The sequence below is a fragment of the Actinoalloteichus sp. GBA129-24 genome (assembly GCF_001941645.1).
Taxonomy (GTDB): domain Bacteria; phylum Actinomycetota; class Actinomycetes; order Mycobacteriales; family Pseudonocardiaceae; genus Actinoalloteichus_A; species Actinoalloteichus_A fjordicus.
This window is the reverse complement of sequence record NZ_CP016077.1, coordinates 3,773,934-3,796,962: the sequence shown is the minus strand read 5'-3', so window position 1 is coordinate 3,796,962 and position 23,029 is coordinate 3,773,934. Positions and strand designations below refer to the sequence as shown.

At 65.3% G+C, this 23,029-nt stretch carries 23 protein-coding genes, 2 pseudogenes and 1 other annotated feature; of the genes and pseudogenes, 15 read left to right on the top strand and 10 right to left on the bottom strand.

Annotated features, from left to right (window positions below; translation table 11 throughout):
- Window positions 1-15: 15 nt before the first annotated feature.
- Entirely contained in the window at window positions 16-708 is a 693-nt protein-coding gene (locus UA75_RS33950; protein WP_198044164.1) for a helix-turn-helix transcriptional regulator, read from the bottom strand.
- A 2,409-nt stretch (window positions 709-3,117) separates the two neighbouring features.
- On the opposite strand from UA75_RS33950, the gene UA75_RS16960 reads away from it, so the two are divergent.
- The 4 genes from UA75_RS16960 to UA75_RS16945 all read left to right on the top strand — a co-directional run bounded on the left by UA75_RS16960 (window position 3,118) and on the right by UA75_RS16945 (window position 6,628).
- Window positions 3,118-3,438, top strand: a complete 321-nt coding sequence (locus tag UA75_RS16960; RefSeq protein WP_075741075.1) for a hypothetical protein — start codon at window positions 3,118-3,120, stop codon at window positions 3,436-3,438.
- Between the two features lie 117 nt (window positions 3,439-3,555).
- Window positions 3,556-5,496 carry a 1-deoxy-D-xylulose-5-phosphate synthase gene (dxs, locus tag UA75_RS16955; protein WP_083690745.1) on the top strand — a complete coding sequence of 647 codons (1,941 nt, stop codon included), beginning with the start codon at window positions 3,556-3,558 and terminating at the stop codon, window positions 5,494-5,496.
- 485 nt (window positions 5,497-5,981) lie between these two features.
- Window positions 5,982-6,290 carry a hypothetical protein gene (locus tag UA75_RS16950; RefSeq protein WP_075741074.1) on the top strand — a complete coding sequence of 103 codons (309 nt, stop codon included), beginning with the start codon at window positions 5,982-5,984 and terminating at the stop codon, window positions 6,288-6,290.
- A gap of 152 nt (window positions 6,291-6,442) precedes the next feature.
- Window positions 6,443-6,628 (top strand): hypothetical protein, encoded by a 186-nt coding sequence (locus tag UA75_RS16945; RefSeq protein ID WP_075741073.1) that lies wholly within the window; start codon window positions 6,443-6,445, stop codon window positions 6,626-6,628.
- Window positions 6,629-6,840: 212 nt separating this feature from the next.
- Here the strand turns inward: UA75_RS16945 and UA75_RS16940 are convergent, their stop codons facing one another.
- The 3 genes and pseudogenes from UA75_RS16940 to UA75_RS35180 all read right to left on the bottom strand — a co-directional run bounded on the left by UA75_RS16940 (window position 6,841) and on the right by UA75_RS35180 (window position 7,913).
- Entirely contained in the window at window positions 6,841-7,137 is a 297-nt protein-coding gene (locus tag UA75_RS16940) for a hypothetical protein (RefSeq protein WP_075741072.1), read from the bottom strand.
- 37 nt (window positions 7,138-7,174) lie between these two features.
- Window positions 7,175-7,564: pseudogene (locus UA75_RS16935) on the bottom strand (IS3 family transposase); the annotation flags it as partial.
- Window positions 7,460-7,570, bottom strand: a sequence feature (AL1L pseudoknot). Its footprint overlaps the pseudogene before it by 105 nt.
- A gap of 91 nt (window positions 7,571-7,661) precedes the next feature.
- Window positions 7,662-7,913: a group II intron maturase-specific domain-containing protein gene (locus UA75_RS35180; protein WP_412459525.1), complete on the bottom strand. Its 252-nt coding sequence runs from the start codon at window positions 7,911-7,913 to the stop codon at window positions 7,662-7,664.
- Between UA75_RS35180 and UA75_RS31860 the strand changes: the two genes are divergently transcribed.
- The 6 genes from UA75_RS31860 (at window position 7,887) to UA75_RS16900 (ending at window position 13,542) form a co-directional block, all read left to right on the top strand.
- Window positions 7,887-10,313: an RHS repeat-associated core domain-containing protein gene (locus UA75_RS31860; protein ID WP_232251085.1), complete on the top strand. Its 2,427-nt coding sequence runs from the start codon at window positions 7,887-7,889 to the stop codon at window positions 10,311-10,313. The genes UA75_RS35180 and UA75_RS31860 overlap by 27 nt on opposite strands.
- Before the next feature lie 2 nt (window positions 10,314-10,315).
- Window positions 10,316-10,885: a hypothetical protein gene (locus UA75_RS16915; RefSeq protein ID WP_157434250.1), complete on the top strand. Its 570-nt coding sequence runs from the start codon at window positions 10,316-10,318 to the stop codon at window positions 10,883-10,885.
- 48 nt (window positions 10,886-10,933) lie between these two features.
- Window positions 10,934-11,635, top strand: a complete 702-nt coding sequence (locus tag UA75_RS16910; protein WP_083690741.1) for a polymorphic toxin-type HINT domain-containing protein — start codon at window positions 10,934-10,936, stop codon at window positions 11,633-11,635.
- Between the two features lie 79 nt (window positions 11,636-11,714).
- The gene (locus UA75_RS16905) at window positions 11,715-12,320 is read left to right on the top strand and encodes a DUF6928 family protein (protein ID WP_232251236.1); all 606 of its coding nucleotides are present in this window, start codon (window positions 11,715-11,717) and stop codon (window positions 12,318-12,320) included.
- A gap of 184 nt (window positions 12,321-12,504) precedes the next feature.
- Window positions 12,505-12,918 (top strand): hypothetical protein, encoded by a 414-nt coding sequence (locus UA75_RS32960; protein WP_157434249.1) that lies wholly within the window; start codon window positions 12,505-12,507, stop codon window positions 12,916-12,918.
- Window positions 12,919-13,068: 150 nt separating this feature from the next.
- On the top strand, window positions 13,069-13,542 hold the full coding sequence (locus tag UA75_RS16900; protein ID WP_075741067.1) for a polymorphic toxin-type HINT domain-containing protein: 474 nt from the start codon (window positions 13,069-13,071) through the stop codon (window positions 13,540-13,542).
- Here UA75_RS16900 and UA75_RS16895 read toward each other — a convergent pair.
- The 3 genes from UA75_RS16895 to UA75_RS16885 form a co-directional block, all read right to left on the bottom strand.
- A complete protein-coding gene (locus UA75_RS16895) occupies window positions 13,466-14,485 on the bottom strand; it encodes a tyrosine-type recombinase/integrase (RefSeq protein WP_075741066.1) in 1,020 nt (339 codons plus the stop codon). The two genes, UA75_RS16900 and UA75_RS16895, sit on opposite strands and share 77 nt — an antisense overlap.
- Window positions 14,482-15,042: a hypothetical protein gene (locus UA75_RS16890; RefSeq protein WP_075741065.1), complete on the bottom strand. Its 561-nt coding sequence runs from the start codon at window positions 15,040-15,042 to the stop codon at window positions 14,482-14,484. Before UA75_RS16890 ends, UA75_RS16895 begins: the two co-directional genes overlap by 4 nt.
- A 106-nt stretch (window positions 15,043-15,148) precedes the next feature.
- Entirely contained in the window at window positions 15,149-15,997 is an 849-nt protein-coding gene (locus UA75_RS16885; RefSeq protein ID WP_075741064.1) for a recombinase family protein, read from the bottom strand.
- A 216-nt stretch (window positions 15,998-16,213) separates the two neighbouring features.
- Here UA75_RS16885 and UA75_RS32955 point away from each other — a divergent pair.
- The 3 genes and pseudogenes from UA75_RS32955 to UA75_RS16875 form a co-directional block, all read left to right on the top strand.
- Window positions 16,214-16,378: pseudogene (locus tag UA75_RS32955) on the top strand (IS701 family transposase); the annotation flags it as partial.
- Window positions 16,379-16,383: 5 nt separating this feature from the next.
- Window positions 16,384-17,076: an LmbU family transcriptional regulator gene (locus UA75_RS31855; protein ID WP_198044161.1), complete on the top strand. Its 693-nt coding sequence runs from the start codon at window positions 16,384-16,386 to the stop codon at window positions 17,074-17,076.
- A gap of 82 nt (window positions 17,077-17,158) precedes the next feature.
- Entirely contained in the window at window positions 17,159-17,755 is a 597-nt protein-coding gene (locus UA75_RS16875) for a dTDP-4-dehydrorhamnose 3,5-epimerase family protein (protein WP_075741063.1), read from the top strand.
- Window positions 17,756-17,780: 25 nt separating this feature from the next.
- Here UA75_RS16875 and UA75_RS16870 read toward each other — a convergent pair whose 3' ends face one another.
- Both UA75_RS16870 and UA75_RS16865 read right to left on the bottom strand, forming a co-directional pair.
- A complete protein-coding gene (locus UA75_RS16870) occupies window positions 17,781-18,791 on the bottom strand; it encodes an aldo/keto reductase (protein ID WP_075741062.1) in 1,011 nt (336 codons plus the stop codon).
- A complete protein-coding gene (locus UA75_RS16865; protein WP_075741061.1) occupies window positions 18,788-20,218 on the bottom strand; it encodes an NDP-hexose 2,3-dehydratase family protein in 1,431 nt (476 codons plus the stop codon). The genes UA75_RS16870 and UA75_RS16865 overlap by 4 nt, the downstream gene beginning before the upstream one ends.
- 282 nt (window positions 20,219-20,500) lie before the next feature.
- Here UA75_RS16865 and UA75_RS16860 point away from each other — a divergent pair, with 282 nt between their 5' ends.
- On the top strand, window positions 20,501-21,274 hold the full coding sequence (locus tag UA75_RS16860; RefSeq protein WP_075741060.1) for a class I SAM-dependent methyltransferase: 774 nt from the start codon (window positions 20,501-20,503) through the stop codon (window positions 21,272-21,274).
- Window positions 21,271-22,218: an NAD-dependent epimerase/dehydratase family protein gene (locus UA75_RS16855; RefSeq protein WP_198044160.1), complete on the top strand. Its 948-nt coding sequence runs from the start codon at window positions 21,271-21,273 to the stop codon at window positions 22,216-22,218. The genes UA75_RS16860 and UA75_RS16855 overlap by 4 nt, the downstream gene beginning before the upstream one ends.
- Before the next feature lie 26 nt (window positions 22,219-22,244).
- Here the strand turns inward: UA75_RS16855 and UA75_RS32950 are convergent, their stop codons facing one another.
- On the bottom strand, window positions 22,245-22,979 hold the full coding sequence (locus tag UA75_RS32950) for an LmbU family transcriptional regulator (protein WP_157434247.1): 735 nt from the start codon (window positions 22,977-22,979) through the stop codon (window positions 22,245-22,247).
- Window positions 22,980-23,029: the final 50 nt, after the last annotated feature.

Genomic DNA, 23,029 nt, shown 5'->3' with positions numbered 1-23,029 from the left:
AGCCCGGGCGGCGTTCTACTTGATATACGCTTCGGGAACCCGTGGCGGCCACACGTCGGAAGAGAGAATACCCAGGCTGTAGGCTTTCGCGATGAGTGCGGTGCGGTTGGCCACCTTGAACTCGCGGATCAGATTGCTCACGTGGTACTCGACGCTCTGCCTGCTCAGGTACATTCGGTTCGCGATGGTCACGCTGGACAGTCCGGATGCGACGTTCTCGATGATCGTCGCATCCATCGATGAGAGCATGAGGCGTTTCTTCGGTTTGACGGACTGGCCTTCATCGGTCGCGGGGTTGAGCAGCACCAGGATGTGCTTCAATTCCCCGGCCCGCTCGGTGACCGCCATGGCCCACAGGTCGCCGAGGCGTGCGGTTCGCTGCTGACGAACGGTGGTCAGCTTATCGACGAAACTCTTGTTGGTGCCCTCGATCAGGCGTCCGAATTGCTGCTGTAGCAGCCTGCGCGCGCTGGGATGGACGAGCTCGACGAAATTCAACCCGCAGACCTGTGCGGCGGTCCGGTCGAACTGATCGCAGAAATCCTCGCTGGCATCGCGAACCCGCAGGTGCGTGTCCAGGTGGGCCGTGCAGAGACCGGACTGCTCGGACAACGAGGTGTAGATATCGCAGTCATCGTCGGAGGAAGCTCCGTTCTTGGTGGCGATGACTGTTCTGCACGAGGTCATCGTGCTTGTCGAGTTTTTCATATTGGTCTCCGTTTTTTCAGAATGGGGAGTTCTCTGACGTTGGCCAATACTCGATATCCAAAGTTCGCGGGAGCCTGTCCCGTGATTATTGTGATTGGTGCGTCGTGATGTCTCTCGACGACTCGTGAGCAGGCCACCGGCTGGCAGCGTGCTGTGCTCACGGTCACCCCCCCCTCCACCACAGGAGTGCCTGACGCCGTTCGACGGTGAACGGTGGGTTCGCTCCTGCGTCACGTCGGTTCGGTCGGTGCGAACCGACCCGCTGCGCAGTTTCCGGTGGCGTGGACCAGCGTCCTGCCTGGCCCGGTCATGGTTGGACCACGGGGATCGCTGAGGCTTATCACCGTGGTGTTCGATGAATTGAAGGTCGACAGACGACGCTGGCCCGCTGGTTGTGCGTGGTAATGTTCCAGCAGATGGGCTAATTCGTTGCTCCATTCACAGGTTGCACGCTCAGCTGGTTCTTCCTGCACCACGGAATCCGCAGGATCCCATACCTGGCCATCCTGTCCGTTTCGCGCGCACTCGCCCAGTACGTCGGCCAACTCGTGCGTGTCCGAACGCCGTTCACGGGGCACCCCGCGCTGCGGCGTGGGGCCGGTCTGCTTTCGGCAGGGGGTGTCCGGGGTGCCCGGGGGGTTGCCGGGGCGCGGTGCATCTGATCGTGACCGGAAACCGTTCTCCGTCGTTCCCTCGGACGAGCGCTCGGGCACACTTCGTCCGACCCCTGGTGTTGCCGCCGAGCTTCCAGCTGTGCTCCCCGCGATCCGACTGCGGCGGAAGAAGCCGCCCACGTTCTTCCACTCCGACGGCGAGCGCACGGTAGGCGTTCGGCGGCACGATTCCCAGCGTCTTGCCGCCGCGCGGTTCCGGTGTTGCACCTGGTTTGACAGCGGCGATCGGTCTGGGTGCCCGCAACCCGCGTAAGGCCGCCGAGGGGTACCGACTTCGGGGTGCTGGCGATCGACGACGACACGGCCGAGGTCGTGCGCCGGATCTCACACGAGTTCACGAGTTGGGTGGCTACTCAGGGCGAACCTCTTCGTGCGCCGATGTAATGCCTTAGGGCAGGACATGTGGGCTGATCAGTGACGACGTGCTTCTCTCGGCCGGTTCGCAGCGACAAGTCGCATCGTTCGCAGATAGTCGATCGAGACCCGTCGTGCTGCGAAGACCGTAGGCGGCATGCGGCCGTCGGCTCCAAGCCTCCTGCGGAGGAAGTGAGTGGCTTACGGAGGCATCTGGACGGCGAGGACGTCGAACCAGGGCGGACCAGATCCTGATGTCGGACGAGGGGCGAATCGTTAACAGGGCAGGCATGCGGAGCTCGTCGAGGTGCGGCCCCCATCCGGAACTCTGGCGACGTAGACGCAGGGCAGAGGGTCGCGTCTCGCCTCGGTCGGGTGAGCGTCTGCCGTTGCTTGTCGTCCCTCGAGCCGACAGCGACGAAGGGGATGGACCCGATTTCCGTACGGCGTCGCCGACGACGCTGTACGGCTGCTCGGCGAACACGGGATCGATCCGCGTACCCGGCTCGGTCTGGACCCGGAGACGGACGACGAGCAGGTGAGGGCTGCGGCGCAGCGAACGGTGCGGCACTGGCCTGCCCACGCCGGGCGTCCGAGCACCGGTGGACGAGACGGGATGGCCTGCGAGGTGTCGACGCGGCACCCCCTGACAGTGGTGCCGCGACCCGGCGCCCGGGGTGGCGGCCGATCAGGAGCTTCGCGCCTGCTTTTCGGCAGTGACTCGTGGACCGCGATGATCACCGCGCCAGGAGCCAGCTGAACGAGCTACGGGCGCAGGGCGCGAGCCCCGGAGTCCTGCCGAGCGGGGCGACAGCTGCGGCTTCGCTGTATTGTCTGGACGGGTGAGGGATCAGCCCGGTAGTCCCTAAGAGTGACGATCGGCGGCAGACTCGGCCATAGGGTTGGGCTGTGACGGGAGATTCTGGCCCGTGGCGTTGGTGGGAAGCGGATGCCGTGGTCATCGCGTTGACCCTGGTGGTGCCGCCGCTGTTACAGCCGAGCACGGACGAGTCCTCAACCGCGTAGTTGCTGCTGATCGGCTTCGAGCTGGTGGCCCTGGTTGCCTTGTCGGCTCGGCGTCGAGTGCCGGTCACCGCCTTCCTGCTGATCTTCGGCACGCTGGTGGCGGCAGTCGTGGCCGGTGCGGCCGGGGGAGTCAGGTTGTCTCCGTTGGTCTTCCTGCCACTCGCGGTGGTCCTCTACAACCTGGGAAACCACGGTGTCCACCTGGCTCGCACCGGACCGGCCGCGCTGACGGGCGGCGTGATGCTCGCAGCAGGCCTCTGGATCAGCTGGGAGACGGCCAGCGCGGCAGACTTCCGAGGCGGCATCGACGTGTTCGCCATGCTGGCTCCGATGCCGTTGGCCCCGCGGCTACCGAGTGGAGCTGGAACTGGTCGTCGACGCGCTGGAACGAGTTCGTCTGGACGGCTTGGTTCGAGTCGACCTCGGCGACCGTCTGCGCTGGCAGCGCCCGCTGGTCGAACTGGTCCCGATGGTGGCCACGATCCACCTCACCGTGCTGCGCCGCCTGCACCCCAGACCTGCCGCGTCGTCCGAAGCGATTCGGCTGTTATTGCCCGACTCGATCGGCCCCGACGGGTTTCCTCATGCCCGCGACGTTGAGGTGTCCACCGCCGAGCGCCAGCCCGAGCTGACCGTCCTGGCATACCGCGTTGACCTGACCAACCACGGGCCGTGATCGCATGCCCACACATCGGTCACCATTTATGGCCGGACGCAGCTAGACTCTGCGGCGTCCGCCAGCCCCCTGCGCCGCCGGCTACACCACGCCACCGATCAGTGAGAGGGCACACCCGTGACGCTGCTGGAAGGCATCGACGGCCCCGCCGACCTCAGGGCACTGTCCGAACAGGACCTGCCGCATCTAGCGGCGGACATCCGCCGCTTCCTCATCTCGGAGGTCGCCAAGACCGGCGGGCACCTGGGCCCCAACCTCGGCGTGGTCGAGCTGACGATCGCCCTGCACCGGGTGTTCGACTCACCTCGAGACACGATCGTGTTCGACACCGGCCACCAGAGCTACGTTCACAAGCTGCTCACCGGCCGTCATGACTTCTCCCGGCTCAAGGCCAAGGGCGGGCTGTCCGGCTACCCGTCGCGTGCGGAGTCCGAGCACGACGTGGTGGAGAATTCCCACGCCTCTACCGCCACCAGCTGGGCCGCAGGGATCGCCCGCGCGAACACCCTGAGCGGACGCTCGCACAGACGTGTGGTCGCGGTGATCGGTGACGGCGCGCTGACTGGTGGCATGGCGTGGGAGGCGCTGAACAACATTGCCGCTGATCCCGGACAGCCCTTGGTGATCGTCGTCAACGACAACGGCCGCTCCTACTCGCCCACCATCGGTGGCCTGGCCGACCATCTGGCGGCACTGCGCACCAACCCCCGCTATGAGGCCGCACTGGAATGGGGCAGAAGGGCACTGCGCCGCGCCCCCGGGGGCGAAACCCTGTTCCGGGCGCTGCATGCGGCGAAGGAAGGCGTCAAGGACGTGCTGGCCCCGCAGGTGCTGTTCGCCGACCTCGGATTGAAGTACCTGGGGCCCGTTGACGGGCACGACCTGCCCGCTTTGCAGGAGACATTGCGGTTGGCGCACGGCTACGGTGGGCCGGTGGTCGTGCACGCCATCACTGCCAAGGGCCGCGGCTACGGCCCCGCCGAGGCTGACGAGGCCGAGCAGTTCCACGTTGTGGGCCCCATCGATCCGGTCACCGGCCGATCCCTGAAAGCCTCCGCTCTGGACTGGACCAGCGTGTTCGCCGAGGAGGTCACCGCGCTGGGCGCCCGGCGCCGTGACCTGGTGACCATCTCGGCCGCGATGCGTGGGCCGGTCGGGCTGGACCGCTTCGCTGAGGCTTTTCCCACTCGATTCTTCGATGTGGGCATCGCGGAGCAGCACGCCGTGACGATGGCGGCCGGGATGGCGATGGGCGGCCTGCATCCTGTGATCGCGTTGTACGCGACCTTCCTCAACCGCGCTTATGACCAGGTGTTGCTCGACCTAGCGCTGCACCGACTCCCGGTGACCATCGTGCTCGACCGGGCCGGGATCACCGGTTCCGACGGGCCCAGCCACAACGGCATGTGGGACCTGTCGATGCTGGGCACCGTGCCCGGCCTGCGCGTGGCGGCACCCCGCGACGCCGCCACACTGCGGGTGCTGTTGGGCGAGGCGATCGAGGTGGACGACGCCCCTACGGTGCTGCGCTACCCCAAGGGCACCGTCGGTGCCGACATCCCCGCACTCGACCGCGTCGACGGGCTCGACGTGCTGCACCGCCCGACCCCCACCGACGGCGAAGACCACGCCACCGACGTCCTCCTGATCTCCGTCGGCGCGATGGCCGCTGCTTGCCTGGCCGCCGCCGAACTGCTCCACGGTCACGGCATCAGCACCACCGTCATCGACCCACGCTGGGTGTTGCCGGTTCCCGCGTCGATCACCGCACTGGCCGTACGACACCGCCACGTGGTCACGGTGGAGGACAACAGCCGCGCCGGCGGTGTGGGCCAGGCTGTATCAGGGCTGCTACGCGAGGCCGGTCTGGATATGCCGCTGCTGAATCTGGCCATCCCACGCTGCTTCCCCGAGCACGCATCCCGCAACGAACTCCTTGCAGAGATGGGATTGACCGGTCCCGGTATCGCCCGCGCAACCACCGGGTGGATCAGCCACCACAACACCACCTCCGCCATCGGGTACCCGACCACCAACCCGATGTCCGGGCGGCGCTGACCTCCGTCGGGTGTTCCCCGTGCCGGCCCGGGTTGCGCACCCCGACGTGACGGGCCGAAGAATGCGGGTCAGGTCGATTTCGAGCTCGGCCCCACGACGGCTGCACACGCCAGATGACGACGCTCGACTACGACGGCGCCGATGCCGACGAACGCGAGAACAACGCAGGGCCGGGAGACCACCACTGAAATGGGGGCAGATTCAGGCGGTGGAAGCATCTGTTTCGAGTAGTCTGGCTGCCAAGGACCGGTCGACGCCGTAATAGAGGTTCGGGGGAAGCCGGGACGAGGCTCGCGGTGTCCCGTCGGGTGATCTGCACGCGCTGCGGACACGACCAGCTCATCCAAGGCACCGTGACGATCACCGACGAGCCGCTGTGCTTTCAGCCAGCGGTCTCCTGGGCGGCGTGCCTGACGTGTGACACCGCGTTGGTGGCGCCCGTCGACGATGTCCGCTGCGCGGACTGCGCGTGCTGTGACTAGCAGGTGAACAAGTGCTACGTCGGGTCCCTCCGCAGCGGCGGCGTCTTCAAGGCGGTTGCAGTCGGCTACACCGACCTGCTCGATATGGCACTGGATGTCGTCGACGCGGTCCACCGCGGCCAGCTCGCGGTGTGCGACTTCGGCGTGGAGCTGCCGGGCGCCGATTGGCCGAAGACAGCCATGGACGCGCGGGAGTGGGCTGAGACGCCTGCCGTCCGGGCGTTGGCACAGCACAACGTGCCTGGCAGGCCGCAGCCGACCGCGCTGCGCGAAGGCCTCGCCAGCGGGCAACTGCGCCTGCAGCGATGGTGAGGACCGCGTGATCATTCGGTGGCCGTCGCTGGCCCACTGAAGGTGGGATCTTGAGGGTTATGGGTCGTGTTCTGCTCCGAAGTAGACACAGTGGAGAACCTCGGAGCCCCCTCCCCGTCGAGATGAACTCGAATCGTGGAGGAACGAGAACGATGCTGCTCTATCTGGTTTTGGCGGTTGTCGGTGCCGCTGTCGTCGTGGGATTGATGGCCACCCCGTCGGTGTTGCATGGTCGAAACGCCGCTGATCGCGCTGCTGCGACGGGCGTGCTTGCGGGTGCGGCGGTGGTCGCCTTGCTCGGGCTGGCACTGCTCGCAGGGGCGTCGGTGCCTGTCTGATCGGCGGGAGCGAGCTAGAGCTCAGACGCCTGATCGGCGTCGGTGCGCAGAATTGTCCTGCGGATGCCGCCGCTGCGGCGTGTCCCCGCTTACCGTGTCGCTACTCCGAATGGTGTAGCGGCACGGGACGGTGGTAGCGGGATGGGAGTGCGGGGAAGGCGGCAGCGGCGGGTCGAGGGTGGTCGGCCTGTGCAGTGGTCGGTGCACGCCGGTCACGCCGAGGCGGTGGAGTTGACGGTGCGGGCGGCGGCTGCGGGCGTGAGCGTGCCGAGGTTGTTGGTGGAGTCGGCGGTGTCGGCCTCGCCGATGACCGAGAGGCCTTCGCCGACTGCGCCGGGGTTGTCGTTGGCGCAGGCACGGACGTTGGTGACCGAGCTGGACCGTGTCGAATGGGAGATCCGCCGGGCCGGTGTGCTTCTGAACCAGATCTCGCGGGCGTTGTGGGCGGGCGATGTCGCGACCAACGCGCAGATGCGGGCCGCGACGGCGGCACTGGGGGAAGGCCTCACGCGGCACCGTGCCGTCCTGGTCTTACTCGATCCCGGTGAAGTCGCGGTTGACCAGGTCCGGAGGTCGTCGAGCACTCGGGTCGGCCACGGTCGTGCGCCGGGTTCTCCCGCGCACGGCACCAGAGATCCTCAACTCGCGCATCAGCCGCTCGACCGTGCACCGGGCGACGTCGATGCCCTCGCGGCCCAGTTGCCGCCAGATCTTCCGTGCTCCGTAGACGCCGTAGTTCTCCTCGAACACACGTCGGATCTCGCTCTTCAGTTCGTCGTCGCGGATCGACCGGGCGGAGCGCGGCCGGGACACGGCGGCGTAGTAGGTCGACGGAGCGATCTCCAATTCACGGCAGACCGGCTCGACTCCGAACGATTCCCTGTGGTCGTCGATGAACTCGACTATCGTGGCGGTCGCGGGTCGAGCTCCCGCGCGAAAGCGAGTGGCCGGGCGGAATCGCACCGCCCGGCTCTCTCAGAACCGTGCGTAAACCTCTCGGCTTACACGGCTCCCATCATCCAACCTTCACCGTTCACGTCGGACGAACACCAAGACGCCAATGAGCAAGACTCAACGGGTACCGACTCGCGATCCCGATCAGCCACGCCCACGCATGTTTCTTGCGCCTCTTCAACGTCTTATACTTCCGTCTGGCCCATTTCACCAGGAAATCGTTCAGGCCGTAGAACGCCGCATGTAGCTGAGATTTGTAGAACCGCCCATAGTAGGCGATCCACCCGGTGGCATACTTGTTGATGTGGGCGACGATCTCCTGAAAGGTCATGTCACTGCGCCGATGAAGACGCCAACCCCGGATCGTGCGTCGTATCCGCGTCAGTGCCTCCCGGCTGACCGCCGGGGAGAAACTGACGAAGAACTTCGCCGTCACCGAACTATACGATTGCCGTGCTCGGAACGTGTATCCCAGGAACGTGAACTGCTCGTACTCGTAGGAGCCCGGACGGTTCTCGTCCTTGCAATACACCAACCGGGTCTTCACCGGATGCAACTCCAACCCGCACTCCGCCAGCCGGGCAGCGATGCCGCCGGGAACCGGATCGCGGTCGGGGACAAGACGGCCGCTTATGACGAGCGCAACCGCCTGCTCGCCGACGGCGACTACACCTATGAGCACACCGCCCGAGGCACCGTGGCCGGTCGGGACAGCTCCGGGCTGGTGGAGGAGTTCTCCTTCGACGCCTTCGACAGGCTGATCGCCCGAGGCGGCACGACGTACGACTACGACGCGCTGGACCGGGTGGGCGCCCGCAACGGCGTGGGCGGGTTCTCCTATGCCGGGCTCAGCATCGAGCCGGTGTCCGACGGCGCCTCGGTCTTCGGCCGGGGGCCCGGCGACGAGCTGCTGGCCTGGTCCGACGCCGACACGACGGCGTTGGCGGTCTCGGACCGGCACGGCGACGTGATCGGCGGACTGCCGGTCACCGGCGCTGCCCTGACCGGCTCCCGCGCCTACGACCCCTTCGGCCAGGTCGTCGACACGGCCGGATCGACCGGCATCATCGGGTTCCAGGGCGACTGGACCGACCCTGACACCGGCATGACCAACATGGGCGCCCGCTGGTACGACCCCGCGAGTGCCGCGTTCCTCTCTCGGGACGACATCGACCTCCCGAGCAGCCCGTCGATCCTGACGAACCGGTACACGTACGGGGCCGGGGCGCCGACGAACTTCATCGACCCCGACGGGCACCTACCTTGGGCTGTGTGGCTTGCCATCGAAGCCGCGAAACAAGCGGCGAAGTACTGCGCGAGGAATCCCAGGAAGTGTGCCGACGCAGGAAATTCGATTGTGGACGGGATCAGTAACGCCTGGGATTCAATGACGAACCGGAAGGTTCCCGGTTCGGCCAGTGCGGCTCCGCCTTCAACCAACGGGTGGTATGACCAGGCGAACAACAACTGCTTCCCGACGTGTGCAGCTTCTGGCAACAATGGTGGCGGGTGGGGAAACTGGTTCACGAGTTTCTGGGCTGGGATGAACTGGAGTTCCGGCAGCGGCGGCGGATCTGGATTCTGGTACCTCTCCGGGCCTGGTTCCGGCTCCGGCACCGGTGGGACCTGGACCTACTATGTACCGCCGCCCCCGGACCCGGCAATCGAGGCACGCCGACTGAACCGCGAGAACGCAATCGAGAACCCGGTGGCGTTGCCGGACGGCTGGGACGACCCGTGGTACGGCGACGGTCCTGATCCCTCGGTGTCGACGTCGCCGTCGTTACCTGCGTGGGCGGTCGGGGATCTGTCGGACCGAGTGGAGGACGTGGCTGCGTCCTACGACCGGTTACAGCGTGATCTTCTCGACTCCTCGGGGCCGGTGATCACGAACATCTCCGTGCACGACCAGGCTCCGTCAGAGGTCTCCTACACCGATCCGACGAACCTCACCGATGCCGGCTCCTGCGATACGTCGAACAGCTTCGCTGCGGGCACCGAGGTGCTCATGGCGGACGGGTCGACGAAGCCGATCGAGGACGTCGGGGTCGGTGACGAGGTCCTGGCAACGGACCCGACCACGGGCGAGACCAGCGTTCAGCTGGTGACGGCAACGATCGTCGGCGACGGCGTCAAGCAGCTGGTCGACGTCACCATCGTCACCGAAGACGGCAGCACGGACACGATCACCGCGACGGCCGAGCATCCCTTCTGGGTCGCGGACCTGGATGCCTGGGTCAACGCCGAGGACCTCGAGCCGGGTCACCGCTTCGAGACGGCGGATCACCGGGAAGCTGCGGTTACCGCGGTCGATGCCTACTACGTGCCGCGGCAGGTACACAACCTCACCGTCGGTCGACTGCACACGTACTATGTGCTGGCGGGCGAGACGCCGGTCCTCGTTCACAACTCCGGCGGCTGCCGTGATCTGGACGCTCTTTCGCAGAGCGGTATGCGCGCGGCCAAGGGGAAGACGACTCATGCAGGACGCGAGTATCAGAAGCACATGAACCGCGGGGATCTGCCTGTGGTTCCAGGGAAGCAGTTGAAATCGGCCGGTCAGGATCTGCTGGATGACATTCTGACCAACCCGAAAACCGCTACGTCGCCTGTGAATTCTGGCAACTTCGCTGGCGGGTCGCGGTACATCATGCCGGATCCGGCCGGTGGGCTCGGAATCGGGGCGACGTTCGACGCAAATGGTCAGTTCCAATACTTTGGGCGGTATTAGAAATGTTGGCAATCCAGCCGTGGGATGCTCGGGCCCACAATGGTGCCAGTCTTGCTGAACTCCAGGAAGCTATCGCAGGCGAGGTCGTGCGAACGGTCCGTTATGTGGCGCTGCGTGGGAACGGCTGGCCTGAAGGGCATAGAGAGGATCGCGCTCACGAAGTCGACATGGCCGTTGAGCTGGGCATGGAGAGCGGGTCCGTGCTGGTTCTGGCCTGGGCGATGGAGGGTTTTAATGAAGGCATGGCGATCGAGTTCAGGGGCCCGGGGGAGTCGGGCGCAAAATTGCTTGGAGACCCTATTGATGTGAGTAATCACATCGATTGGAGCCGGTTCCTCGGTGTGTCGATCGCCAGCCTCGGAGCCGCCTGGCATGTCCCTAACGAGGGATGTCCAGAAATGCCTTGGGCGTACCGCTTCGGGTTCTCCGATAAATCGAGCCTGGTGATTGCGCTAGGTGAATCCGACGGGATGGGATTCACTTATATGCCTGATGCGCTAGTCGTGATCTTCGATGAAGGAATTGCGGCGGCCTATAAGATTCCAGCGAACGGCACTTCTTCGTCTGGATAGATGGAATCGGGCGCTTGGCTTGATGCGTCCCGCATCCTCTTGGTTTGATTGCGCAATTTCCTGGCGATTGAAATATTGGGGAAATGGAAGAAAAGAAAGGTGCCCCGCCGGAGTGATCTCCGGCGGGGCCCCTTTGGCCGTTTGACGGCAACGGTGACGGCAACGTCAGACGGCGGCGGCACGGACACGATCACCGCGACGGCCGAGCACCCGTTCTGGGTCGCGGACGTGAACGCCTGGGTCAACGCCGAGGACCTGGAGCCGGGTCACCGCTTCGAGACTGCCGACCACCGGGAAGCTGCGGTTACCGCCGTCGATGCCCACGACGCGCCACAGCAGGTACGTAACCTCACCATCGACAGGCTGCACACGTACTATGTGCTGGCGGGTACGGCGCCGGTATTGGTCCACAACGCTGGTGAGTGTTCAGTAAACGGACTTCCGCACGGTACTCTTGGTGAGAATGCCACCCGCCAGCGGCTCCAAAATGAGGGTTACACCAACATTACAAGTGAGGTAAGGTTTAGGAACAGTCATGGTAACGTGTTTAGGGCTGATTTTGTGGCACAGGATTCTTCGGGGAACTGGGTCGCGACTGAGGTGAAGACTGGTGAGGGTTCATCTCTCACCGATAATCAACGAGTTGGGTATGCGGAGCTTTCTCGCGGTGGGGCCGTGCTGAATACAAGTCGATTGCCGGGATTGAAAAAGGGCGCACAGGTGACGATGAGGGTAGAAATTGATCTATGAAGTTGTCCCGCATGTAGTAATCCGTAGCTGTGGTTCTGCAATTTTAAGGGTTGAATTCTAAATGGGGTCTAAAGTGGCCATGGTGGTATTTTCCGAGGGGTATGCGAAGGAGGCTTTCCGCGTTCCATTTCCGAAGATTGATGCTTCGCGGGCCAAGTCCCTTGCCGAGACGGTTCTCGGAGGCCCGGTCCGCGAGGCGGAACCGCTTTCACTTGACCTCGCGGTGTGGCCAGACGAGGGAGTCGTGTGTGTGGCGTCTTTCGCTGGTTTGGACGTTATCTTCTCTCGGGCACTCGTACGTAGTAGGCCAAGTCTGCTGGCGGGAACGATTTCACCGCTGGCGCAGAAGGGGAATGCCTATGTGGTCTTCATGCATAGCGCCGAAGATTGGGCCGCATTCGCCACTTGGTCTGATGGCGATCTAGTTCGGGCACTGAGTGTAAGTCCTGCGGATGGAATCATTGAAGATGTAGGTGACAGGCTCAGCTTCGAGTCACCTTTCTGGAATGGCGAGCGCCAGCTGCTCCATGGTGTGGATTATCCACTCCCTTTTCATCCGGTTGATCTTGGAAACGAGGCGTTAAGGGAGTTTTTCGGTTTTGTCCTAGAAGGCCGGGAGGACCCCTTCTGTTTTGATCCGGAAGAAGTAGAGATTCTTTCATTTAGGGCTGATCGCTATTCATGATTCGGCATCCGAGTCGGTAGAATCCGAGTGCGGTGATGGTTCGGATGACATGCGGGACTCGTTCAGACCAGTACAACTGTCTTCGACTGGCATGAGATCAGTCTGGGATCTTCTATGGACGCCCGGTGTCTCAGGTGCGGTGGCGGGGACGCAGCCCGATCCATTGCGTGAGGACGATGCGTTGATGGAGACGCAGGTGCTTGAGGTTCGCGCCGATGTCCTCAGGTCAACTGTGGGGATCCTCTTTGATCTGCGTACCGCACTTCAGATTGATGTCGGCAACACGGGGCTGCTCGTCGTCCGTGGGCTCCGCGAGTGCCATTGGCTGTCGGATGGCTCGCCGGCCACCTCGTTGACGTCCTGGAATGTGATAGCCAGTTCTCCCGACTTCTCTTCGGGGGTATTTCAAGTGACCTTGTCATTCTTTCCGAATGCAAGATTTAGAGTTTCCGGCATTTCCTCGACCTTCTATATCCTCGATGTGCCGGAAATTGGTGACGCTCCTCCCGACTATGGCGACGGTGACGGCGATGTGTTGAGGGCTGGCCTGCCTGGCTGGTCTTCGCCCTACAGCATAATTCAAATAACATCAATCTGATTTGATATCGGGTCCGGAGGGCTCCCTGGGATCTTATAAAACCGCGTGAATTATTAGGTTCGCGCGACTTGATGACGCTAGCCGGGCTGCCGCAGCGCACCCCAGACTTCCCTTCGGACCCGCCACCGGCACCGCGAAGCCGTACTGAGGTTGCTCAGGCCGGACGATTTTTCGAAACCGATTGAGGACGTCGGGGTCGGTGACGAGGTCCTGGCAACGGACCCGACCACGGGCGAGACCAGCGTTCAGCTGGTGACGGCAACGATCGTCGGCGACGGCGTCAAGCAGCTGGTCGACGTCACCATCGTCACCGAAGGCGGCAGCACGGACATGATCACTGCGACCGCGGAGCATCCGTTCTGGGTCGCGGACCTGAACGCCTGGGTCAACGCCGAGGACCTAGAGCCGGGTCACCGCTTCGAGACTGCGGATCACCGGGATGCCTCGGTCTCTGTCGTCGACGCCTACGACGCACCACGACGGGTACACAACCTCACCGTCGACAGGGTTGAGTCGTTGGTCGGAGGTGTTGGTTGCGTCGCGTGGATCATGTTTGGGCCAGGGGATGGGGTTGGCCGGTCATGGCGGCGAGGGCGGTCGCGACTTCTTGGAGGCTGGCTTTGATGTAGGTGGTGGTTGCTGGTCCAGCCGTGTCGGTGTGTCCGGCGTAGGCGCGGGCAATGCCGTAGCCGAAGTGTCGTTCCACCCACGTGAGAGTGGTGTGGCGGAGCCAGTGTGTGGAGATGCCTTGAGTGGCGACCCAGGGGAGGCGTTCGCCGAGGCGTCTCCAGAGGTGGTCGTAGCGTCTGCTGGTGAGTGGGCGTCCATCACGGAACCGAAGTAGGGGATCGGTCGCGAGGACGGCGCCGCGGGCGGTGGCGTGGTCGACCAGGCAGTTGGCGAGTGCTGGGGTGATGGGTTGCCAGCGGACGGTACTGCCCTTCTCCAGGAGTTTGACCAGGCAACGATCGGGGTCGAGGTCCTCGAGTCGGATGCCGAGCGCGCCGCCGCGTCGGCACGCTGTCTCGGTGTGCAGTCGGAGCAGGAGTGCATCGAGGACGGCGTCGTTGCCGCTGACGCGGGCTGTAGCGTTGATCTGCTCGAGCTCCCATCCGCTGAGGGCGCGGCGGGAGTTCGGGAGTCGGCGGGGTTTGGTGACGCGGTGGGCGGGGCTGTGTTTGTGGTCGATGAGGCCGTCGGCGATGGTGCGGTTGTAGATGGCGCGGGCCGCTGCGACGACGTGTTCGCCGGCGTGCCGGCCATGACGGTGAGATCGGCGGGAGCGGGCTGAGGCGGCGGCGACGTTCTTCATACCTTCGATGTCGCTGGCGCGCAGTTCGTTCAGGCGGCGGTCGCCCCAGAGGGTGGCCATGCGGGCCCAGTACGTGCCGTAGGTGCGGTTGGCCCCCGGACCAGCGGCATCAATGACTGTGGGCAGGTACTCACCCAAGGTCGGTGTTTGATCGACGTGCTCCGTGTCCAGGAGGTCGGCGACCGTTAGGCCGAGGTTGGCCAGTGCTTGACGAGCCTCGTGCAGCCGATCGAGCGGGTCGTACGGGGACGTCATCGCGATCCTCCGTCTACGGGATCATGGTTGGCGCGTTCCAAGCCCGCACGGTCCAACTCGGTGCGGATGAGGTCGGTGTAGTGCGTGGTGAGCAGGTGGGCGACGGTGGCGGAGGGGTGAACGACCATCACCTGTTCGGGTACAACTGCGGCGAGCACGAGCGGCGGGCCGTATTCGATCCGGCAGAGGCGCCGGATGGGGGCGGGGAGTTTGATGGCGCCGCGGTGGTCGATGGTGTGCTGACCGGTCGGGGTGGCGGCGATGAGGATCATGCTGTGCATCGTGTCCATGTCCACCCGGCTGCCGGGGTTCCAGCCGAGTTCGCGTAGCAGGATCCGTTCATGGACACGGCCGGAGCGGTCCATCCTGCTCGTCGACACCAGCAACGTCGCTGGGTGGAGGTGGTCCAGCCGGCGAAGCGTCGGCAGCACGGCCAGCGGGACGCGCGCGTCCTCGTTGCCGTGGCCGAGTGCGTCGGGGATGAGCGCGCCGATCAGCCGCTCCCGCACCTGGCTGGGGCGTGAGGAGACCCGTGACACCTGGCTGACACCGTTCACGCATCCATCGTGGCCCCAGGCGCCGACCGCGCAACTGCGGCGGTGTCAGGATGGCACAAGGGGCGTGACCTGCGGCGAGGACCCTGTACCTGATTGGCCCAGTGCGTCACATCTTCGAGCGGTGTTGGGCGACTTGCCTAGCTACCTGTTCGTAGGCTTTCTTATGGGCGCCGGTGAGGCCGGTACTGTCGGACAGGCACGCGGCGGGGTCCTCGCTGACCGGTTTCACGAACACGCCGCGTCGTACCCACACGTCGCTGCCGCGGATCATGTAGTTGGTGGTCAGGACGGTGGCGTTGTGCGCGATGAGGAACTCGAGCGTGCGGAGGAGTTTCTCGAGGTTGCGGGAGATCCTGCTCAACGCCGAGATCCACAGGACGACGCCGTGGAAGGCGGCCGCGTCCAGCATCTCGACCAGGCGCCGGTCGAACCGGTCATCGATCCCGCTCAGGACCGACACGCGGTCGTCACTGGTCGCGGCGGGCGCCTCGACCAGTTCACCAGGCTCCGGCAGCGTGGGCACGGGGCCGTCGGGAGGTCGGTAGGCGCTGCGTCCGCCGGGGCCGATGGTGTCCGCGAGCGTGGCAAGACAGCTCCACGCGCGAGGATACGTGTCTGGCAAGCCAGCGAAGAGGTTCTCACCGTCCGGTCGCACGAGCCCACAACGGCCCGCGGCGAGCAGATGGGACAGCGGCGCCGTCGCGGCAGTGGTGATCGCTTGGATACCGCCGGGGTTGAGCGGACCGTTGGTGTGGGTCTCCTCCAGCAGGCCGTTGCGGACCACCACCGCCACCGCGGCTTTCACCTCCAGGGCGGACTCGGGCGGATCGTGGTCGAACACCTCCTCAACGAACGGGCTCATCAGCACATCCCGATCCGGGTCATCAAGGGCGGCGAACGACAACGCCCGCACCAACACGTCCTCGCCGATCTCCGCCGCCTGCGCGGCGTCCACACCACATGCCTCTGTCAACATCGTTGGCACGACCTCCCGGCAGAACCGTGGCATGACGGTCGGGTCAGGCTCGGACGGTGTCATTTATCCACTCTCTCTTCGGCCGTCGGCGCTGTTCCGATGTCGTGGCACTCGTCGAGTCGTTGAGGCCGAGTTATACCCCCTATCGACGATGTCGACCATGCGACGCAGTCCGGCTGGCGTTTAATGTCGGGGGAGAACGAGACCGGGCTGGATCACTATCAGGTTCGCAAGTACGACGCTTGGTACCGGCATATCACCTTGTCCATGCTCGCGGCGGCGTTCCTCGCTGTCACCGCCCACGCTGAACGTGTCCGCGACCACCAAAAAGCGGCACCAGCGGTGAGGGAAACGATCTAATTCCCATGTCCTGCAATGAAATCAGACGACTCTGGGCCACCCTGACCCGTCCTGCGCACCCACAGGCACACACCGATCATTGGTCAGACTGGCGACGACGCCACCAAACCCGAGCCCGGATCGCATTCGACAAATGGGTCGGAATCGGTAGCTATCTTTCCAATGCGATTTCCGCGTCGACCTGGTGCTTGGGAGACTGGCTGGTGTACGGGGAGGAGTCCTTCAGTGGAAGGTATCGCGATGCCACCGAATTTACTTCCCTGGACTATCAAACATTGAGAAACCACGCATGGGTCGCTCGGCGTTTTCCCATCTCCCGCCGACGGGAGACGTTGAGTTTCACCCATCACGCCGAGGTGGCGTCTCTTTCGGAGCCTGAGCAGGACTTCTGGCTGCGCAAGGCGGACGAATGCGGATGGTCCGCCAAGCGGTTGCGCCGCGAGGTGAGAGCGAGTCTCCAGGAACGTGTCATCGGTGACGAGCAGGATCCTGGCGAGGGTCGAAACGTGCGAGAGCTGCAGTGGAGCCGGAAGACCGGAGAGCCGGACACGACCACACCCGGCCACACCGTCTCGCTCAGTGTCGCGGTTCCGGCGGACCATCTCGAGGTCTGCCGGACGACGGCGAGCAGGCTCGGCCTCAACATAGAGACATGGGCCGCCCAGGTCCTTCTGGAGGCGGCGGACCGGTCCGAGTGAGCGCCTTGACCGGCCATGCACTCGACGCGGGACGTCAGCACGCTGGATAGTGGTGCATCGCGCTGCCAAACGAGGAGATCACATGTACGCACGACAACTCGCCGTGGCGGGAGTCGTCGCGTTCTCCCCGGAGATCCACCGCGACCAGCGCGGCACGTTCGCCTCTCCCTTCAGTCAGGAGGCGCTCGCCGCGCACACCGGCAGGAGCGAGTTCTCTGTCACCCAGCTCAGCTACAGCATCTCCCAGCGCGACACGCTGCGCGGTATCCACTTCACCCGGTGCCCGCCCGGCAAGGCCAAGTTCGTGTGCTGCCTGGCCGGCGAGGCACAGGACTTCGTCGTGGACCTGCGCAAGGGTTCGCCCACGTTCGGCCGCTGGGACACCACCCGGTTGAGCGGTCAGACCGTGCGGGGGCTGTACGTCCCCGTCGGCGTGGGGCACGGCTTCGCCGCCCTGCGTGACGACACCGTCATCTCCTACATGATCTCCGGCGACTACGTTCCCGCCCTCGAGCTCGCGCTCTCCCCGCTCGACCCGGATCTGGCGTTGCCACTTCCGGAGGGGATGGAGCCGGTGCTGTCCGAACGGGACCGCACGGCACCCACCCTGAAGGAACTCGACGAGCAGGGTCTGCTTCCCGAATACGCCGAAGCGCGACGGCGCGACGGCTTCCCGTGATCCTTCGTCGTGCCCGTCGGTTCGGTTACGTGAGCCACGCGTCCGGAGCCACCCCGCCCTGGCCGATCGGCGGGAACAACTCCTCGAGGCGAGCCGTCTCCAGGTCCGACAGGGGCGATTCCAACGCCTGCAACGCGTCCTTGACGTGGCTGGGGTTGCGCGGTCCGATGACCGTGGACGTCACCCCGGGTCGAGCCGTCACCCAGGCGAGGCCGACCTGCGCCGGGTCCCGGCCGAAGTCCGCACACAGCCGCTCGTACCGCTCGATCGTGCCGCGCATCTTCTTCAGCGCCGACGCCGACCGGCCCTGCCCCGACTTGACCGCACGCCCCTCGGCGGTCTTGCGCAGCACACCGCTGAGCAGCCCCCCGTGCAGCGGGGACCACGGAAGCACGGCCACTCCGTACGCGCGTGCCGCGGGGAGCAGTTCCAGCTCCGGGAAGCGCACGGCGAGGTTGTAGAGACACTGCTCGGACACCACGCCGAGGAAGTGCCGTGCCCTCGCCGCCTCCTGTGCCGCCGCGATCTCCCAGCCCGCGAAGTTGGACGAGCCCACATAGCGCACCTTGCCCTGCCGCACCAGGATCTCCATGGCCTGCCACACCTCGTCCCAGCCGGCGTCCCGGTCCACGTGGTGCATCTGGTACAGGTCGATCCAGTCAGTGCCCAGGCGGCGCAGTGACGCCTCGCAGGCGGCGACGACGTGCCGCGCGGACAGCCCCTGCTCGTTGAGACCGTCGCTCATGGGGTTACCCACCTTGGTGGCCAGTACGACCCGGTCGCGCAGTGACGCCCGTGACGCCAGCCACCTGCCGATGACCTCCTCCGTGTAGCCCTTGTACTCCCGCCAGCCGTACATGTTCGCCGTGTCGAGGAAGTTGATCCCTGTGTCGACCGCGTGGTCCAGCAACTCCCGCGCCTCGGGCTCCGTCACCCGTCCCCCGAAGTTGACCGTGCCGAGGCAGATGCGGCTGACCCGCAGCGCCGTACGGCCCAGTCGCGTGTATAGCCGGTCGTCAACGCTGATGGTGGTCATCGGTCGCCTCCGCTGAACAGCGATCGCAGACAGGCCAGCACGCTCCGGGCCTGCATGTTGAGGTAGTGACTGTGCTGGGTGAGCTGTTCCAGCTGAGCCAGCGTCAGCCAGCGGAACTCCGGCGGTTCCGGTAGCCACCCGGTCTCGACCACGACGTGCCTGCTGCCGGTGTGGTAGAAACGCCCGCCCTCGTCGGAAAGGACTGTGTCGAAGCGGATGTCGGCCGCTCGGGCGTTCTGGACCAGGTCGAGAAAAGGCGGTCGCTCCTCGGGTGGCTGGGCGTAGTGGTCCGGAGTGTACTGCACCGTGGGCGCCAGCTCCGCGGTGTCTGTCAGGCCCGGCTCGGCCCGTAACTGCATGAGCACATGCAGCACACCGCGCACACGGGTGACGAGAAGAGCGGCGAGCTCCGTGGACTGGGCCCGGATCATGGGCTGCCACCACTGTCCCACCTCCCGGCCCACGGCCTCCACCCGCACGCCAACCACGTCGAAGTGTCGCCCGGCCCGGTGTGTGATGCGACCGCCCGTGAACTCCCAGTCCGTGAGCGCGTCGAGTGGGACGGTGCGTGCGTGCATCTCGGAACGCGTCCTGGCCTCGGTGATCCAGCTAAGTACGTCGACCAGCGAGTGCAGCTCGGGGCCGTCCGACGCGAGGGAACGCACCAGTGCCGTCGCGAAACCCTCGTCCCCGGTCGCGAGTGCACCGTCCCCCAGGGGGAGACAGGCGAGCACGGATCGGGTGCTCATGTTCATCAGATCCTCTGTGGACATGAGCCGGTGCAGCTGCCCCAGCGTGAGCCACACGAACCCGTCCCGCGCCTCGACTGGTTCCCTGGTGTCCACGACCATGTTCCGGTTCCGCTTGCGCAGGAACCTCGACCCCTGCTCGGACTGGCGCACGTCGGCGATCACCCGCCGCCGTGCGGGGTCCTGGAAGAACTCCAGGTACGGGACGTCCAGCCCGCCGTGGATGCCCGTGTAGTTGCTCTTGGTCGCCTGGACGGTGGGGGAGAGCTGGAGGCCGTTGCGGTTACCCGGCTCCGCCTTGAGCTGCATGAGGAAGTGCAGGACCCCATCGATCTCCTTCGCCAGAAACCCCAGGATGCCGGTCTCCGGCTGGTTGATTATGGGCTGTCCCCACGCGGTCAGCCCACTCCTCGTCTCCACCTGGAGACCCTCGACGGAGAAGAAGCGGCCGCTCTCGTGTGCGATGAAGCCCGTGCCCTCGTCGTAGTGCCAGCCGTGCAGGCGGTCCAGCGGCACCATCTCGGTGTTGGTGACGACGTGCTCCCGCGTGTCCCGCACGGTTCGCTCGAACTCCGCCAGGCTGGGTACCGTGCCCGCCGACCGGGCGAGCCGCGAGGCCGACGTGTGGCTACGCGCCGCGGGGACGGGGACCGGCGTCGCAGCAGGCGGTGTGCTCATCGTTCCTCCTGTCTCGACCAACAATCGGATCTCACACCGTCGATCAGCCCGCCGAGTACACAATCCGGCGGAGCTGGAGAGATTCATTTCCGGTGCGGTTCTCTGACGCATTGTCTGGCGCGACTGCCCGCATGGGGTGCGGATTTCGCGCGTGTGCGTGTCCCGTCGGCGGGACACGCACACGGCACGGACCTTGTTCCCGTGCCTGGGCGTAGGCTGCCAAGATATGCCGACGCCAGTGTCGCTTCGACCGCCCTGGTTCTGTCGAGAAGGGACGACCGCATGACCGATACCGAGTACAAGAATCCGCGGCTTCTGCCACACGAGTCGGCACAGGAGAAGGATGTGCGGGAACGGCTCACGAAACTGCTGACGGAAACACCGATTCCGCCCGTGTACCTGATCGACAATCTTCCCGTCTATCTACGGCGTCATCAGCTCGCCGACCTGCTGACGATGGACGCGCTCTACCGGATGCTGACCGACATCCCCGGCGTGATCATGGAGTTCGGTGTCCTACATGGACGCCATCTCGCCATCCTCGCCGCGCTGCGTGGCCTCCACGAGCCGTACAACTCATTCCGCAGGATCATCGGCTTCGACACCTTCACCGGATTTCCCACGGTCTCCGAGATCGACCAGGTGAGCCCGAGCGCGACCGTCGGCAGGTTCGCCGTCCCCGACGACGAGGTCGACCACCTGCGTGAGGTCCTCGCGGCGCACGAGGCGGGCGACTCCATCCCGCACGTCCAACGGACCTTCGTGGTCAAGGGAGACGTCCGGGAGACGGTCCCGCGCTATCTGGAGGAGAACCCGGAGACGGTGATCGGGATGGCCTTCTTCGATCTCGACCTCTACGAACCGACCCGTGACCTGCTCCAGGCGATCCGTCCCCACCTCGTCAAGGGCAGCATCGTCGCCTTCGACGAGCTAGGGCATCCGAGGTGGCCCGGCGTGACCGCCGCGATCCGCGAGACTCTCGGCCTCGAGAACATGACACTGCACCAACTTCCCTTCCGCGAGCAGCCCGTGATCTACATGAAGTGGGGCGAGTGACGCTGTCCGCACCCCCATCGCGGCGGGGTTCGGCGGTCGTGCTCGGCGGCACCGGTTCTCTCGGCCGACACATCTGTGCGGCACTGTTACGCGCGGGCGCCGCCCAGGTCACGGCCGTGGCCCGGCACGAGGGGCCGGTGGTCCCAGGTGCCCGCCTGCTGCGAGCAGACCTGCTCGGCGACGACGACCGCGCGCTGAACGACCTCGTGGCCGACAGCGATCTCGTGGTCAACGCGGCCGGGGCCGGCTGGCGCGGCACGGAGGAGCAGATGTTCCGCGCGCACACGGTCCTGGTCGACCGGCTGTTGCGACTCGTGCCGCCGCCCACCCGGCTGGTGCACCTCGGTTCAGTCCACGAGTACGGTGAGATCTCCCCGGGCGACGCCGCGGACGAACACCATCCCGAGCGCCCGTCGGCGCCGTATGGACAGACCAAGCTCATCGGCAGCAGATCCGTACTGGCAGCCGCGGCCGAGGGCCGGACCGACGCCGTGGTCCTGCGCATCACCAACGTGTGCGGGCCGCGCGCACCGGCCGCCAGCTTCCTCGGCTCCCTGATCGAGCAGCTCCGTCAACTGCCTCCCGGCGGCCGTCTGGACCTGACGGTCACCCCGGACATGCGTGACTTCGTCGATATCCGGGATGTCGCCGATGCCGTCGTACGGGCCGCTGTGGCACCGGTCGCCGGTCTCGTTATCAACATCGGTCGGGGGGAGGTGCACACCGTGCCCGACGTGGCCGAGATGATGACCGGAGCCGCCGGCCTCCCCCCGCGCCGGGTCCGGATGCGCGTGGCCACCATGCCGGGGAACCCGGGCGGCAAAGGCGCCTGGACGAAGGTGGATGTACGCCGTGCCAACGCCCTGCTCGGCTGGTCGCACACGACGTGCCTCCAGGACTCCCTTCGCGACCAGTGGAAAGCGGCCGTGTCACCTGATGGATGAACGCTGGATGCTCGACCGCGGACGATTCATCCCGTTTGTGACAGCTGGGAGTCATCGCGCTCGCCGAGTGCTTCTGCCGCCGCCACGAGGATCTGAGCTGCCCATGCCTCGACATTGATGCCGAGTCTGTTGGCCGTCGCCCGGCAGAACTCGAGGCAGTCCGCCGGCACCGAGACTTTCAGCGAGATGGTGCCGCCGGGTGAAAACGCGCCGGCGTCCTCGACGCTGCCGCCCTTGTTCAGCGCTCGGGGATTCTGGCCCGCACCACGTTTCGGGCCGCTGCTGATGCCACGTTCCAGCAGACTCGCTCTCACCTCACGGCGCAGCCGCTTGGCGGACCATCCGTGCTCTTCCGCCTTGAGCAGCCAGAAGCCCTGTTCGGGCTGCGGGAGGGCTGCCACCTCGGCGTGGTGGGTGAAACTCAACTTGTCCCGCCGACGAGACATGGGAAAGCGCCGTGCGACCCAGGCGTGATTTCTCAACGTTTGGTAATCTAATGAAGTAAGTTCGATCGCGTCGCGGTACCTGCCGCTGAATTTTGTCTCCCCGTACAGCAGCCAGTCCCCGAGGCACCACGATGAGCCGGACATTATGTTGGACAGATAGCTGCCCATTCCGACCCACTTCTCGAATGCCATCCGCTTCGGCAGGAGTAAGCCTGTTCTTGTGACGAAAGATGAGGATTCCGATAAGGCAGGTGGGTCGTTTTCGCGCTTCTCAAGGCTCTTCTGGGTTCGGACAGACGGGTTCTCCTCGACCATGCGCCTTCTCCCCGTGGGTCATCTGCAGAGAGTCTCACCGTCCGCAAGCT